Source organism: Hymenobacter sp. HDW8, assembly GCF_011305775.1.
Classification (GTDB): Bacteria; Bacteroidota; Bacteroidia; order Cytophagales; family Hymenobacteraceae; genus Hymenobacter; species Hymenobacter radiodurans.
Genome location: NZ_CP049907.1, coordinates 748,219 through 762,261 on the forward strand (window position 1 = coordinate 748,219; position 14,043 = coordinate 762,261).

The window sequence follows — 14,043 nt, forward strand, 5'->3', positions numbered from 1 at the left end:
CGTTTCTAAGACACTTTTCCGAAAGCTGAGATCCAACATAAAGCGCACTTTGATTAACCGTTATGCAGAGCGGGAGCGAAGCATCTCGCGTGTTTAGCAGGATTACTAATCCAACGAAGCGAGCGAGATGCTTCGCGTCGCTCTGCATGACGTTCTTACTTGGAAAAAGCCCCCCAGGCTTATTTGTATCGCCGTTTCAGCCATTCCTCTGGTACGGGGATGATGCAGATGTTCATGCTGCGATTATCTTCCGAAAGCATGGCGGATTGTATTTGGATCTTGGTGCCGTCGGGGCTCATGGTGGGGTGCGGGTGGTCGGCGGCGGTTTGCTTGTGGCCGGCGGAGAGCAGCAGCATTTCGCGGGTGTGGCGGTCGATGAGGTAGACGTTACGGGCGAAGTCGTCGCCCACGGCCCAGCGGCCGTCGGGGGAGCCGCTCACGTGCCAAAGGCCACTGCCGCTGGGCGTTTGACCGGCAATCATTACCTCGCGGGTGCGAAAGTTGACGATGGCCAGCCCCGTGGGTTTTTCGCGGGTGCCCGACGGACCCCAGGCGGCTTCCTGACCGGGGTTGGCCCCGCTCACGGGCGTGCCCGCGGCGGCTTCGGTGGCGGCAGCTGGTATTTTGCGGTGACCCATAATGGCCATGGCCGTCTCATCTTTGGAGATGATGGCCTCGTGCGTCACCCATTCGTATTCCGCCTCCGGGTACAGGGGCCGCAGCCCGGTGCCGTCGGCCAGCACCGTCCAGGTGCGCTGGGGCGACTTGCCGCCGGTTTCCCAGCAGAAAACCAGCTCACCGGGCACCCACGGATTAGTCTGTATATGCCCAATTTGGAACGGTACCGACACCACATGCTTGATGGCGCCGGTTTTGATATTCATGCCGGCAATGCCCGAGGGGCCGGCACCCATGTTGCGGGGGCCAAAGTTGGGCTCCAGCTTGGTGTCGGGGGGCAAATGTCGGGCGGCTTCCTCCTTGCCCACGCGAAAGTAGGCCCAGGCTTCGTCACCGTCGAGGGCCATGTCGCCACCGGCCTGAATGGCGGCCGGCGTGGTGCCGCACACCCGCTGGTAGGTTTTGGCCGACTTTACTTTGCCCGCTTGGCTATCAGCAAAGAGCTTGGCTAGGTCGACCTCCACAATTTGCAGGGAGGTGGGCGCGGGCGGGCCCGTTGCGGCCTCTTTGGCGGGAGCCGACTTGCCGGGCGGGCGACGCATAAAGTAGAGCTTCATGGTGTTGCGGGCCACGTTGAGCATGCCCGTATAGCCGCCCTCCGTGACTTGCACCATGTCGCCGGTTTTCTCGTTCACCGCCATGGCTTCCCCTTCTACCCTACCCGAGCGAAAAATCAGCCACTGCCCATCTGAAGTCCATTGGTTGTGAGTGGGGTAAATCTTGGAGTCGCCGGCCGGGGTGCTGGTCAGGAAGGTGAGCATGGTGCCCGTGACCGGGTCTTTCACCACTTTTCGCTCCGAGGGAAAGCGCCGGCCAATCTGGGCTTGGGCGGCGTCCGAGAAGAAAACGGCGGCACTCAGTAAGGCGAGGGTAACATAGGTTTTCATAGCTGGGGGGCAAATGGCAGGTTACAAGGCCTTGGATTTTACTTGGCGCAGCGTCTGGTTTTTCAGCCCCTCACTGTCGCGCATTACGAGGTCACTGACGTCCTGGAGCTGCATCAGTGGGGCCGTGGGGGGCCTTTTTGCCGTCAAATGCTGCAGGTTGACGCCCTGCACATCGATAAGCTGCAGGGCGGGCCGCGTTTCGGTGCCCAGGAAGGTGAGGCTCACGTTGTGCAGCTCAATATTCTTCACGTGCCGAATGAAAAAGCCGTAGGCGGGCAGTATGCCGAATTTTTGCGGCTCCGGGTAGTCCTTCTCGTGCTCGGGCACGACCGGCTGGATGGCACGGGCATCGGCCGCTTCTAGCGGCTTGTACCAGATGCTGATGTTGCTCAGGCGCACATCCTCGATGGCGTGTCCGGGCAGGCCGCTGATAAGCGAGCCGAAGCGCGAATCGGCATTATACACGTTCACGTTGCTGATATTGATGCGGCGCAGCTTGCCTATTTCCGTGCCCGCCGGGGCTCGCAGCCGCCCGCCCAGACGCAGGAAAATGGGCGCGTTGATGATGTCGCGCATGGTGATGTTGCTGATGGTCACGTCCTCCAGCAAGCCGCCGTCCACGGTTTCCAGGGCCAGGCCCCGGCAGTACTCAAACACGCAGTTGGTGATGGCGATATTCTTAAAGCCACCGTTCGACTCGGTGCCGAACTTGATGCGGCCAGTGGGCCCTTCCTTATCGGGTACCAAGTGAGCTTCCTTGCGCTGATATGTACCATTTAGCAACGTGCCTCGGTCGTAGCCACTGACTTGGCAATTGGTAATCGTGACGTTCTCCGTCGCGCGGGCGAAGCCCAGCGCAAACGAGCTTTTTAGGCAAATCGCATCGTCCCAGGGTGAATTGATGGTACAGTTAGATATTCGCACGTTGCGGCAGGCGTCAATGTCCAGCGCGTCGCGGTTAGTGTCAATCTTCAGATTATGGATGGTGAGGTTGTCGACGCCAGTAGCCAGCAGAGCAAAATGCCCCCAAAGAGTACCGTAAAGTCCTTGAGCATCACATTGCGGCAGAGCTTGAGGGCAATGGCTTTGTTGCCCACCGGGGCGCGGTGCGGGCCTTCCCGCGTCAGGCCGTGGCCGTAAATAGTACCGGGGCCGAGAATAGAAACGTCGGTCAGGTTCTCGCCCCAGATCAGGCTGTTGTGCCAGTGGCTGTGCCCGAAATCCTGGAAGCTATTGCCCGCGCCCGGCTCCGGGGCATCGTAGCCAATGTCGCCCACCGGCGTGGCCGCCAGCAGGGTCGCGCCCTGGTCCAGGTACAGAGAAATGCGGCTTTGCAGCCGGATGGAAAAGCTGCGGTACGTGCCGGCCGGAAAGTACACCGTACCCCCACCTGCCTTAGCGGCCGCGGCAATGGTGCGATTGATAGCATCGGTATCGAGAGTGGCGCTGTCGCCCTTGGCGCCGTAGTCGCGGATGTTAAAATTGCCCCCCAGAGGTGCTGCTGCTGCCTTTATTCCATGCAGAAAAACTAAGAGCAGAAAGGCGTAGCGTAGCATGCAGGTTCAGTGAATAAAGCAACAGGGGCCAACATCTTCTGTCATCCCTGGTCGGGGGCGGATGCGACCGACTAAGTGCCTGGGTTGGCAAAAGCCGTGTTTGGTAGTACAAGGAGCAGCAATCTGCCCTTTTGACTCTCCTGTACTCTGCTGATAAGTGTTCCTAGGACGAACCACAGCTTCTGGTCTGTTCAACCTACAAAGGGCGTGGCTACGCAGCGGGCCGCACGGCAACTCGCATTTGCCCCCGCGAAGTTGATAAGCCGACGGTTGGGTTCTTCCCCCAAATTGATGTAACCTTACCTGGCTTACCTCGCACCCCTACTCTTTCCGGCATGAAGCACATTACTCGCCACACGCTTGACCTCTTCTTATTTGGCCTATTAACTCTGCCGGGAACGGCCGCCCTCGCCCAGGGAACCCCTCCGGCGCCCCCCGCTATCACCAAAGCTGCCATCGCCAAGCCTGCCGGCTCGCTGACCGCGCAGGTCAAGGGAATGCAGAAATTCGACGGCTACTTCCCCTTTTACTACGACCAGAAAACGGGTAAAATCTTCCTGGAAGTGACGCGCTTCGACCAGGAATTTTTGTATTTCGGCTCCCTGGCTAGCAGCGTGGGTAAGGGCATTGAGCGGGGCCAGAGCAGCTCGGCCATTGCCAAGTTTATCCGCGTGGGGGGCAAAGTACTGCTCATCGAGCCCAACTACGACTACCGGGCCGTAACCGACAACGCCGACGAGCAGCGGGCCGTGGACAATGCCTTTGCCAAATCGGTCATCTGGGGGTTTGCACCCGTGGCCACGGAAGCCTCAAAAGTGCTGATCGACCTCACTCCTTTTCTGGTGCGCGACAGCCAGAAAATTGCCGAGGGCTTGGGCAGTCGCGGGTACCAAGGACCCGGTGCTAGCTTAATGGGTGGACCCGGCAGCGGCCAACCGATAAGCTATAAAGTCGACGAGTCGCGCTCGGCCGTGTACTTGGATAACACCCGCAACTTCCCCAAGAACACGGAGTTTGAGGCCATGATTACGTTCACGAGCACGCCCGGCCGGGGCGCCGACTACTCGCTGGCCCCCGACCCGAACGCCGTGACGGTGCAGATGCACCAGGCTTTTATCGAGCTCCCCGAAAAGGGATTCCGCCCCCGCAACTTCGACCCCCGCTCCGGCTTTCAGGACTTCAGCTACCTGGACTTTGCCGCCCCCATGAGCCAGCCCCTGGCGCAGCGCTTTATCGTGCGCCACCGCTTGGAAAAGAAAGATCCCACGGCGGCGGTGAGCGAAGCCATAAAGCCCATTGTGTATTACGTCGATCGGGGTGCGCCGGCGGCCATCAAAAAAGCGCTGCTAGAAGGCGGGGCTTGGTGGAATCAGGCCTTTGAGGCGGCGGGCTACAAGGATGCCTTTCAAATCAAGGAGCTGCCCGTAGGCGCCGACGCCATGGACATCCGCTACAACATGGTCAACTGGATTAACCGGTCAGGCGTGCCGCGGGCCTACTCCTACGGGGCAAGTTACGTCGACCCGCGCACGGGGGAAATCATCAAAGGCATCGTGTCGCTGGGCGCCGACCGCCACCGGCAGGACTACCTCATTGCCGAAGGCCTGCTGCAGCCCTACGAGGACGGCAAGCCCGTATCCGACAAAATGGAGCAGATGGCGCTGGCTCGTATTCGCCAGCTGTCGGCCCACGAAATCGGTCACACGCTGGGGCTGCACCACAACTTCACGGCCAGCACCAAAGACCGCGCTTCGGTGATGGATTATCCGTTTCCGCGCTTTAGTCTGCAGCCCGACGGCAGCCTCGATTTGTCGCAGGCCTACGCCGTCGGCATCGGCAGCTGGGACAAGCGCGCCATAACGTGGGGCTACGCCGATTTCCCCAAGGGCACCGACGAAAACCAGGCGCTCGAGCGCATCATGCAGGAGACATTGCAGCAAGGGCACCGCTTTATTCCCGACATCGGTGGCTACGCGCACCCAGCCGCCAATCAGTGGGAAGATGGCACCGACCCCATTGCCCAGCTAGCCACCCTGATGCAGGTGCGCCGACAGGTACTCGACAACTTTTCCGAAAAAGCCATCCGCTCCGAGGCACCCATGGCCACGTTGGAAGAAGTGCTGGTGCCCATGTACCTGCTCCACCGCTACCAGGTAGAAGCTGTGGCCAAATCGCTTGGGGGGCAATTTTTCACCCACGCCGTAAAAAACGACGGGCAGGCTCCTACCCAGATGGTAGAACCAGCGGTGCAGTGGCAAGCGTTTGAGGCGTTGCTCACGACCGTTACGCCGGCCGCGCTGCAGCTGCCCGAGGCGCTTATTGCCAAGATTCCGCCCCGGCCATCAGGCTATCCCAAGACGCTCGAAACCTTTGCCGGCTACACCGGCCCCACCTTCGATCCGCTGGCCGCGGCCGAAGCGGCTGCCGGCCCCACTATTGCCTCCCTGCTAAACCCGCAACGCGCCGCACGCCTCATTGAATATCAGGCCCGCGACAGTAAGCAGCCCGGGTTTATGCCGATGGTAGATAAACTGCTGGCGCGTACCTGGCGCGCCAAGCCCGAGACCGGCTACGCGGGCGCGCTCCAAACGGTGGTCAACAACCTCACGCTGAAGTACCTGTTGCAGCTCGCGGCCGACACCAGAGCCGCCGCCAGTGTACGCGGTCAGGCCCTGCTGGCCGTAGACGACTTACAGCAGTGGATGCGTAAGGAAGTGAAGCGGGGCAAAGGGCCGCAACAAGCCAACCTCCTATTTGGCTTGTCGCAAATCGAGCAGTTCCGCGCCGATCCGAAGACGTTCACTCCCCCACCAGCAGCAGAAATGCCCCCGGGGCTCCTATCGGCATGCCGACTATGGGGTTTGTGGATTAGCAGGCAGTCGACTCGCGCGCTGATTCCAAAGTCATCTGACTTAGTTACGTCGCCCAGAAGGGCCCTCGGAAACGCCGTTTTCCGAGGGCCCTTCTGCATAAGCAACCCGAATAACCTTCAGGAGGCTAATAGTTATTGGCCCTGCTACCGTTGAGCATTCAACCAAAAAGCGGTTCACACCCGGGCAGTTTTGCATGTTCTGTAAAGACTAAAAAGACCCTTTTCTAACAAATGGGTCAGATATGGGGTCAGCCAAATACGGCTACGTGCCTATCCCCCACTGCCTAGTTCTTCCCTTTACCGATGCAAAAGTTCCTGCTCAGCATTCTCTTCGCTGCCGCGCGGCCCTTTACTAGGTCAACCGAACTAGGGCTGTAGTATGGCTTGGGGCTAGCTAGCTAGGTCGAGGAGTCAAGGTGGTTCTCCAGTACGGATGTCCGTACCGATAGCCCTCCTACGGAAAACGATAGGACCAATAAACTGGCCTTTAGGGCTTGTTGAAATTGTCCAAACATAGCCAACCATAACAAGCCGCAAAATTGCTGTTTTCAGGAGCTTGTTGTGAATACCATGAAGGGAGCTGAGAAATACCCAGTTGCGGATCACATTACCTGATCATCGCATCCAGCCACGCCAGTTTCAGTGCTGGCACTGATGTAAACCCTGCGTTCCGAGCTTAGCTTGAAGCACTACTAGCTGGGTGAAGGTCTTCCCTACCCATCGACTGCTGGGCGCGGGTAACCACGCGGCTGCCGCTCGTCAGGGTAGTTAGAGCCCATATCAGGCAACCGGCGCGCCGACGGTGGTTGGACGCCTCGCATTCGGTTCCTCTCTCTGCTTCCTGGAGGGAGTATTTATTGACCCAAAAGAATGATCTCGCATGCACTCTCCATCGTGGTCAATGAGCTAAACAAGCACTTGGCGGCTTATGGCCTGGTCACGCCTCCCAATGAAGCGAAACTGGGTAATCTGGCGGAAGGCTTGGGGGGGCAAAACGGGGGTGTGCCGCGCGACCGGCTGATACTTTCAGTAGTCAATATTACGGAGGAAACCACCCTGAAAAACCTCCCCCATTACGTGCGCAACGATATCAAGCTCACGGCCACGTACGAGAACCCGCCCGTTTTTTTAAACTTCCAGATTCTGGTCGCGGCCACGCACAGCGACTACATCAATGCCTTGCTGATTCTCTCGCGGGGCATCCGGTTTTTTCAGGCCCAGAACGTGTTCACGCCGGAAAGCGTGGCGCCCGAATCGATCAGCCAGAATGCGCCTACCAATGCGCTGGATCAGCTCGAACGCTTCAAGCTGATTTTCGATTTGTACTCGCCTTCCCTGGAGGAAGTAAACCACCTCTGGGGCACGCTGGGCGGCAAGCAATACCCGTTTGTGCTGTACCGCCTGCGCATGCTCGATCTGAAGTTCAAGGCGGCGCACACCGAAAGCGGCCTGATTACGGACATCGCCACCGACTTTTACCATCACCAGCCAACCGGACAATAACATGGCGGAGCGCATCGTCAGTGGCTACCAGCGCCTTTTTGAGGTCCGACTACTCCACCACTACTGGCTGGATGAAGGCCAGACCGTGTTTGATGCGTTGCCGGAAGCCGAGCGGCTCCAGCGCCTGCTTACGTACGATGTGCGCTCCTTTATTCCCTTTGCGCCGACGCCCGCCACCGCTAAGGCCTTGCAAGGCTTGGGCGGCGTGTTTAAAAGCACGGCGCTGGGGGCATTGTGGCCACTAAGAAAGGCGCCGTCATTCCCGACGATGCCGTGCTGGAGTTTACCGTGCGGGTCCACAGCAGTCAATTTTTTGACTACACGGCCCTGACGCTGCCTGCCCGCAAGATTTATGATTTCTACGACGAGCCAACGAAGCGAGTATTTCGCTACAAGGAGAATATACCCGTTTTCTCGAACCTGACCGGCCTAGCCCGCGGCGCTGGGGCCAGCCGAGCCCTGTTTCTCTCCCAGGAAATACCCGCCCTAACGCCTACCGACCGGGTAGAATCGCTCATCCTGTCGGGGCGGCGCTGGAGCAGCTCACCAGTGATCAGCCCGGCGCGGCCACCCAGCAGATCAGCGCCCAGGTCACCGATATGCCGGTATACCTGCACCAGGGCGATGTACCGGCTATTGTGCCCCCGCCGGGCCTGACGGGAGTGCCCACCCGCGGCATCCAGCTAACGGAAGGCATTCCCGACGACGTGTTTGCCTTAGTACGGATAAGGGCCGTCAGGCCGGGCAACGCCGAGTATAGCTGCACCAGCGGGGGCTTAGCCAAGTCAGCTTATCCGGTTTTTCAGGTGCGCTTTCGCAACCGCGCCACTTTCCGGCAATACTTCAACAAGCACAGCGGCGCCCCGGTCTCGGCCGAGCCCACCGCGTTGCCACTCACGCTGCGCGGCAACGCGGGCACCAAGCGCAAGCCCCTGACTGGCCTCAGCAAGGCCACCTTCGACAGCGCCCAACCCGGCAGAATCACGGGGCTCATCTCCGAAATCTTCGAATAAGCAATTGTCTTACAAAACCTTACTCAGCCTTATGCCATGCCAGCTCTCTACAAAACGCCGGGAGTTTACATAGAAGAGACTCCCAAGTTCCCGCCTTCTATTGCCCCCGTAGAAACCGCTATTTCCGCCTTCATTGGCTACACCCAAAAGGCGGAGGATCTGGTGGCCGACGACCTGGTACTAAAACCGGTGCGCATAACCTCCATGGTAGGCTACGAGAAGTATTTTGGCGGACCGCAGCCCGAGGAAAAGATTAAGGTAGCGGTGGCTGAAACGCAGGTCGACAGCCAAACCCAGGAGATAAAAGCGGTGGGCAAAGTTGCGGAAGCGGACCGCTCCAAGCACATCCTGTACTATGCGATGCAGCTGTTTTTTGCCAACGGCGGCGGCCCCTGCTACATCGTTTCGGCGGGTACTTATAAAGCGTTGGGGGGGCTTTGGTGCTCAAAGATTTACACGATGGACTGAAAACTTTAGTGAATGTAGACGAGCCTACTCTAATCGTCATTCCAGAGGCCCAACAGCTGAGCATTGATGATTTCAAAACATTGCTGGACGACGCCCTGGCGCAGTGCGAATTGTTGAAGGACCGCTTCGTGATTATGGATGTGCACGGCGACAGCGAATCCCTGTCGGACCCAACGGCTGATCTGCTGGCTGCCGTTGGCAACTTTCGCAACAAAGGCATTGGCACCAAGAACCTGAAATACGGGGCGGCCTACGGTCCCAACCTGGATACCGTCCTCGACTTGGCCATTGATGAGACCAAAATCGACGTGGACCACAGCATCAACGGCGCGGCCCCGACAACTGCCAAGCTCGACACGTTGAAGGTTGGCAGCAACCGCCTGTATGAGCTGGCCAAAGCGGCTATCCGCGACATGATCTGCAAAATGCCCCCCAGCGCGGCCGTTGCGGGCATTTACGCCGCCGTCGATACCAGCCGGGGCGTGTGGAAGGCGCCGGCCAACCTAAGCGTGAGCGCCGTGATTCAGCCATCCATCCAGTTCTCCACCCTCGAGCAGGACCAGATGAACGTGGATGTGGTGGGGGGCAAATCCGTGAACGCCATTCGCGCTTTCACGGGCAAAGGCACCCTGGTGTGGGGCGCCCGCACCCTGGCGGGCAACGACAACGAGTGGCGCTACGTCAACGTGCGGCGCTTCTTCATTTTCGTGGAAGAATCGGTCAAGAAAGCCATCGAATCGTTCGTCTTCGAGCCCAACGACGCCAATACCTGGGTGCGGGTACAGGCCATGATTGAAAACTTCCTGACCACGCTCTGGCGGCAGGGCGCCCTGCAAGGCATCAAGCCCGAACACGCGTTTTACGTGGCCGTGGGCCTGGGCAAAACCATGACCGCCTTGGACATTCTGGAAGGCCGCCTGAACGTCGAAGTGGGCATGGCGGTGGTGCGGCCCGCCGAGTTCATCATCCTCAAGTTCTCGCACAAGCTAGCCGAGTCCTGATCTGAACCTGTAAGTCCGAAGCCTTGCCGGCCTCTTCACTTTTTTACCACAAAGCCCTATGGCACAAGAATATCCATTACCCCGATTTCACTTTCAGGTGGACTGGGGAGGCGCTAAGATGAGCTTCACCGAAGTTACCGGCCTCTCCATGCAGGTGCAGGTAATTGAGTACCGGCACAGCGACAGCCGGGACTTCAGCACCCTCAAAATGCCGGGCCTGGGCAAGAACGAGAACGTGACCATGAAGCGCGGCAAGTTTGAGGGTGACTTCGATTTCAACCAGTGGCTGAATGACATCACCAACGAGCGCGTAAACGGACGCCGCGACGTGGTCATTCGCCTGCTCAATGAAAAGCACGAGCCCGTGGCGGCCTGGTCGGCGACGCGCTGCTTTCCCGTGAAAGTCACGGCCCCCGACCTGAAATCGGATGCCAACGAGGTGGCCGTCGAAAGCATCGAAATTGCGCACGAAGGCCTGAAGCTGATGAACATCTAACCCTCCGCAACTGTGGCCGGCTACTATCCGCCCTGGGGATTCTACTACCGCGTAGAATTCGGCATCAGCAAGAATAAGCACGACACGGGCTTTCAGTCGGTGTCGGGGCTGGCAGTGGAGTACGAGATGGAGGAATATCGCGAAGGCGGCGAAAACCGCTTTACCCACAAACTGCCGGTGCGCACCAAGTACGCCGAGCTGGTGCTCAAGCGGGGCATGCTCACCGACTCGGACGTCATCCGGTGGTGCCTGGCTGCCTTCCGGGACCGTGACTTTCAACCTAGGGACTTGAACATCATTCTCCTGAATGAAAAAAGTGAGCCCCTGCGCGCCTGGATTATCGCCCAAGCTATTCCGAAGAAATGGCAGATATCCGATCTGAATTCCACGGACAATGCCATCGTGGTTGAAACGCTCGAACTCATGTACCGCTACTTCACGGTCCGGTAACGAAGAAGTCCGGCTCTTTCGTTACCGCCCCCCTTGTCCCTCCTTCCTATGCCAATTGAAATCAAGGAACTGCACATTCGCTTCACGGTGAACACAGCGGAAAACGGCCACCAAGCGGCGCCGCTGCCGGGGCTGGTACCCGCGCACAATGGCAGCGCGGAGGCCGATAAGCAAGCCATGGTGGCGGAGTGCGTGGAACAGGTATTGCAAATTCTGCAAGAGAAAAAAGAACGCTAATGGCAACCGGCGGCAAACTGGAAAAGCTGCTCATTCTGGGCTTTAAAGACTCGAAGGAAGCAGAGCGAGGTGGCATTAGGGAAGCCATCGGCAACGACGCGTACTTCGAGGCCCTCATTAACCCGGAAAGCTACACGCTGGACTACAAGCTCAAGTTCTCGGAGTTTGACCAGGGCCAGGGCACCAGTGGCAAGCAACTGAAGTACGAGTACACCGAGCCGGAGGAAATCACCTTTGAGTTTCTGTTCGACAACACCGGCATCATCGATGGCAAGCCCCGCGCCGATATTGCCGATGATTTAAAGCGCCTCAAGCAAGTACTAATTGAATACAAAGGCGACGCCCACGAGCCGCGGCACTTCAAGCTGGTGTGGGGCCGCCATTCCATTTTTAAGGGCCGCGTAACCGAGCTGAGCGTCACCTATAAGCTGTTCAATCCGGATGGCAGCCCCATTCGGGCGGTGGCCCGCGTGAAGTTTAAAAGCAGCATCGAGGAACAGATTCGGGCGGCGAAAGAAGACAAGAAATCCCCGGACCTGACCCACGTGCAGCAAGTGAAAGGGGGCGATACGCTACCCCTGCTCTGCTACCGCATCTATGGCGACGCCCGCTATTACCTGCACGTGGCCGCGGTCAACGGCCTTAGCAACTTCCGGCATCTGGAGCCGGGCCAGTCCCTGGTATTTCCTCCCCTCGATAAAACGGCGGCCCCCGTCTGAGCAAAGGGCCTTTCGCGTCAGATAATGAGTGATTTTATTCTCTACTGCTAACAAAATGCCCCCCAGCACCGCCACTATTCCTACGCCCGCCACGCCCGATGTCTGCACGGCTACTATTCTGGTGGAAGGCACCGAGATTCCCGGTACCATTCACGTGCAGTCGATTGCGGTGATGCGGGAAGTAAACCGGATACCGTCCGCCACCCTGCATATCCAGGACGGCGAGGCGTCGCGCGGCACGTTCGCGGTGGGCAACACCAATTATTTTATTCCGGGCAAAAAGATAGAAATCAAGCTGGGCTACCGCTCGCAGGAGACCTCCGTGTTTACGGGCATCGTGATCAAGCATAGCGTCAAGATCCGCCGGAGCGGCAGCTTCCTGATTGTGGAATGCCGCGATGAGGCCGTGAAAATGACCAGCGGGTTGAAAAGCCACTACTACGCCGACCAAAAGGATAGCGACATTCTGGACGAAATCATCGGCCGCTACCAACTCGGGCGGGACATCGAAGCCACCCAGCCCCACCTGCGGGAAGTAGTGCAGTACGAGGCCACCGACTGGGACTTCGTGCTCTGCCGGGCCGAGGCGAATGGGCTACTGGTGATGGTGGAGAACGGCAAGATCCGAGTTGCCAAGCCCGATCTGAAGCAGGAGCCCGCCGTGACGGCCACCTTTGGCGCCACCATCTTGGAGCTTGATGCCGAGATGGACGCCCGGTTGCAGAGCCCCGGCATCAAGGCCACCAGCTGGAACGCGAGCGACCAGAAAGTAACCCAAGCGGAAGCCACAGAGCCCGCCACCACCAGCAACGGCAACCTCTCACCCGACGTGCTGTCCAAGGTACTCGGGGGTGCGGCGCACGTGCTGCGGCACGGGGGCAAGCTCTCCGCGCCCGAGCTCAAGGCCTGGGCCGATGGCAGCTTGCTGCGCGCCCGTCTGGGCAAAGTGCGGGGCCGGGCTCAGTTTCAGGGCTTTGCCGGCGTGCTGCCGGGCAAGCTCATCGACGTGCAGGGCATTGGGGAGCGCCTCCAGGGCAAGATGCTCATTGTGGGAGTGCGGCACCAGGTAGCCCGTGGCAACTGGCAAACCGACGTGCAGTTTGGCCTCAGTCCGGAGCCCTTTGCCGCTACCTACAACCTGCGCCCCTTGCCGGCCGCGGGCTTGCTGCCGGCCGTCAGTGGCCTGCATACGGGCGTAGTGACCAGGCTGGAAGGCGACCCCGACGGCGAAGACCGCATCAAGGTGCGGCTGCCGCTGATCAGTGAGCAGCAGGAAGGCACGTGGGCTCGCATTGCCACTCTGGACGCGGGTCCGCAGCGCGGTACCTATTTCCGCCCCGAGATTGGGGATGAAGTAGTTGTAGGCTTTCTGCACGACGACCCGCGCTACCCCGTGGTGCTGGGCATGTGCCACAGTAGCAATAAACCGGCCCCGGTCCCGCCCGCCGACCCGAACCATGAAAAGGGATACGTGTCGCGGGCAAAGCTGAAAATGACCTTCGATGACGAAAAAAAAGAGCTGGTGTTCGCCACGCCCGGCGGCAACAGCATCCGGCTTTCGGAAGCCGACAAAACGATAGAAATCAAAGACCAAAACGGCAATAAAATCATCCTCAACGAGGCCGGCATCACGATGGAAAGCAGCAAGGATATCATCCTGAAAGCCAGCAAAGACCTGAAAGCCGAAGGGCTGAATCTGAACCTTAAGGCCCAGGCGGCTTTCACGGCCCAGGGCACGAGCAGTGCCGAGCTTTCCTCGGCCAGCACCGCCGTGAAAGGCAGTGCCACCACCACCGTTCAGGGCGGCCTGGTCCGCATCAACTGAAGACCACACCCGCAAACCCATGCTACCCACAATCATCTAAAAAATGCTTCCTGCGGCCCGCGTTTCGGATTTGATTACCAGCCCCGCGACCAGTGGGGCACCTACCCCTATCCTGCCGCCGGGGGCGGCCACGGTGCTGATCGGGGGCTGCCCGCGGCTCGCCTGGGCGACACGTGCGGGGCCGATGCCATCGTGAAAGGGTCGCTCACGGTGCTGATCGGGGGGCGGCCCGCGGCCCGTTTCGGCGACGTAACCGCGTCGGGCGGGGCCATCATCGGGCCAGGCATGCCCACGGTGCTCATTGGCGGCTGAATAAGTCGCTTCTGAGAATCAATATC

16 protein-coding genes are annotated in these 14,043 nt (G+C 59.3%); 13 read left to right on the forward strand and 3 right to left on the reverse strand.

Annotated elements, in window-relative coordinates; translation table 11 throughout:
- Positions 1-179: 179 nt before the first annotated feature.
- From G7064_RS03215 to G7064_RS22155, 3 genes are read right to left on the reverse strand one after another with little or no spacing between them, the layout of a single operon-like run.
- Entirely contained in the window at positions 180-1,565 is a 1,386-nt protein-coding gene (locus G7064_RS03215) for a hypothetical protein (protein ID WP_166072428.1), read from the reverse strand.
- Between the two features lie 21 nt (positions 1,566-1,586).
- The gene (locus tag G7064_RS22150; protein WP_317172852.1) at positions 1,587-2,633 is read right to left on the reverse strand and encodes a glycoside hydrolase family 28 protein; all 1,047 of its coding nucleotides are present in this window, start codon (positions 2,631-2,633) and stop codon (positions 1,587-1,589) included.
- Positions 2,537-3,121, reverse strand: coding sequence for a glycosyl hydrolase family 28-related protein (locus G7064_RS22155; RefSeq protein WP_240935701.1), 585 nt, complete (start codon positions 3,119-3,121; stop codon positions 2,537-2,539). The genes G7064_RS22150 and G7064_RS22155 overlap by 97 nt, the downstream gene beginning before the upstream one ends.
- Positions 3,122-3,456: 335 nt before the next feature.
- Here G7064_RS22155 and G7064_RS03225 point away from each other — a divergent pair, with 335 nt between their 5' ends.
- From G7064_RS03225 to G7064_RS22925, 13 genes are all read left to right on the forward strand, one after another.
- The gene (locus G7064_RS03225) at positions 3,457-6,147 is read left to right on the forward strand and encodes a zinc-dependent metalloprotease (protein ID WP_240935702.1); all 2,691 of its coding nucleotides are present in this window, start codon (positions 3,457-3,459) and stop codon (positions 6,145-6,147) included.
- A 716-nt stretch (positions 6,148-6,863) separates the two neighbouring features.
- Positions 6,864-7,496 (forward strand): DUF4255 domain-containing protein, encoded by a 633-nt coding sequence (locus G7064_RS03230; RefSeq protein ID WP_166072429.1) that lies wholly within the window; start codon positions 6,864-6,866, stop codon positions 7,494-7,496.
- A gap of 1 nt (position 7,497) precedes the next feature.
- Positions 7,498-7,827, forward strand: coding sequence for a hypothetical protein (locus tag G7064_RS03235; RefSeq protein WP_166072430.1), 330 nt, complete (start codon positions 7,498-7,500; stop codon positions 7,825-7,827).
- Complete coding sequence (locus G7064_RS03240; RefSeq protein ID WP_166072431.1) at positions 7,731-8,153, forward strand: hypothetical protein; 423 nt, start codon at positions 7,731-7,733, stop codon at positions 8,151-8,153. Before G7064_RS03235 ends, G7064_RS03240 begins: the two co-directional genes overlap by 97 nt.
- A complete protein-coding gene (locus G7064_RS03245) occupies positions 8,096-8,509 on the forward strand; it encodes a hypothetical protein (protein ID WP_166072432.1) in 414 nt (137 codons plus the stop codon). The genes G7064_RS03240 and G7064_RS03245 overlap by 58 nt, the downstream gene beginning before the upstream one ends.
- 36 nt (positions 8,510-8,545) lie before the next feature.
- A complete protein-coding gene (locus G7064_RS22920; RefSeq protein ID WP_317172809.1) occupies positions 8,546-8,977 on the forward strand; it encodes a hypothetical protein in 432 nt (143 codons plus the stop codon).
- Entirely contained in the window at positions 8,950-9,978 is a 1,029-nt protein-coding gene (locus tag G7064_RS03250; protein WP_317172810.1) for a phage tail sheath family protein, read from the forward strand. The genes G7064_RS22920 and G7064_RS03250 overlap by 28 nt, the downstream gene beginning before the upstream one ends.
- Before the next feature lie 58 nt (positions 9,979-10,036).
- Complete coding sequence (locus tag G7064_RS03255; RefSeq protein WP_166072433.1) at positions 10,037-10,474, forward strand: phage tail protein; 438 nt, start codon at positions 10,037-10,039, stop codon at positions 10,472-10,474.
- A gap of 12 nt (positions 10,475-10,486) precedes the next feature.
- Complete coding sequence (locus G7064_RS03260; RefSeq protein WP_166072434.1) at positions 10,487-10,924, forward strand: phage tail protein; 438 nt, start codon at positions 10,487-10,489, stop codon at positions 10,922-10,924.
- 48 nt (positions 10,925-10,972) lie between these two features.
- A complete protein-coding gene (locus G7064_RS03265; protein ID WP_166072435.1) occupies positions 10,973-11,161 on the forward strand; it encodes a DUF5908 family protein in 189 nt (62 codons plus the stop codon).
- Entirely contained in the window at positions 11,161-11,880 is a 720-nt protein-coding gene (locus G7064_RS03270) for a CIS tube protein (RefSeq protein ID WP_166072436.1), read from the forward strand. Before G7064_RS03265 ends, G7064_RS03270 begins: the two co-directional genes overlap by 1 nt.
- Positions 11,881-11,935: 55 nt before the next feature.
- Positions 11,936-13,705, forward strand: a complete 1,770-nt coding sequence (gene vgrG, locus G7064_RS03275; RefSeq protein ID WP_166072437.1) for a type VI secretion system tip protein VgrG — start codon at positions 11,936-11,938, stop codon at positions 13,703-13,705.
- Positions 13,706-13,897: 192 nt separating this feature from the next.
- Positions 13,898-14,017 carry a PAAR domain-containing protein gene (locus tag G7064_RS22925; protein ID WP_317128508.1) on the forward strand — a complete coding sequence of 40 codons (120 nt, stop codon included), beginning with the start codon at positions 13,898-13,900 and terminating at the stop codon, positions 14,015-14,017.
- Positions 14,018-14,043: the final 26 nt, after the last annotated feature.

Bases quoted from the DNA above. Each gene is read 5' to 3' on its own strand.
- G7064_RS03215 (WP_166072428.1), bottom strand. From the start codon at position 1,565: ATGAAAACCTATGTTACCCTCGCCTTACTGAGTGCCGCCGTTTTCTTC.
- G7064_RS22155 (WP_240935701.1), bottom strand. From the start codon at position 3,121: ATGCTACGCTACGCCTTTCTGCTCTTAGTTTTTCTGCATGGAATAAAG.
- G7064_RS03225 (WP_240935702.1), top strand. From the start codon at position 3,457: ATGAAGCACATTACTCGCCACACGCTTGACCTCTTCTTATTTGGCCTA.
- G7064_RS03230 (WP_166072429.1), top strand. From the start codon at position 6,864: ATGATCTCGCATGCACTCTCCATCGTGGTCAATGAGCTAAACAAGCAC.
- G7064_RS03235 (WP_166072430.1), top strand. From the start codon at position 7,498: ATGGCGGAGCGCATCGTCAGTGGCTACCAGCGCCTTTTTGAGGTCCGA.
- G7064_RS03245 (WP_166072432.1), top strand. From the start codon at position 8,096: ATGCCGGTATACCTGCACCAGGGCGATGTACCGGCTATTGTGCCCCCG.
- G7064_RS22920 (WP_317172809.1), top strand. From the start codon at position 8,546: ATGCCAGCTCTCTACAAAACGCCGGGAGTTTACATAGAAGAGACTCCC.
- G7064_RS03255 (WP_166072433.1), top strand. From the start codon at position 10,037: ATGGCACAAGAATATCCATTACCCCGATTTCACTTTCAGGTGGACTGG.
- G7064_RS03265 (WP_166072435.1), top strand. From the start codon at position 10,973: ATGCCAATTGAAATCAAGGAACTGCACATTCGCTTCACGGTGAACACA.
- G7064_RS03270 (WP_166072436.1), top strand. From the start codon at position 11,161: ATGGCAACCGGCGGCAAACTGGAAAAGCTGCTCATTCTGGGCTTTAAA.
- vgrG (WP_166072437.1), top strand. From the start codon at position 11,936: ATGCCCCCCAGCACCGCCACTATTCCTACGCCCGCCACGCCCGATGTC.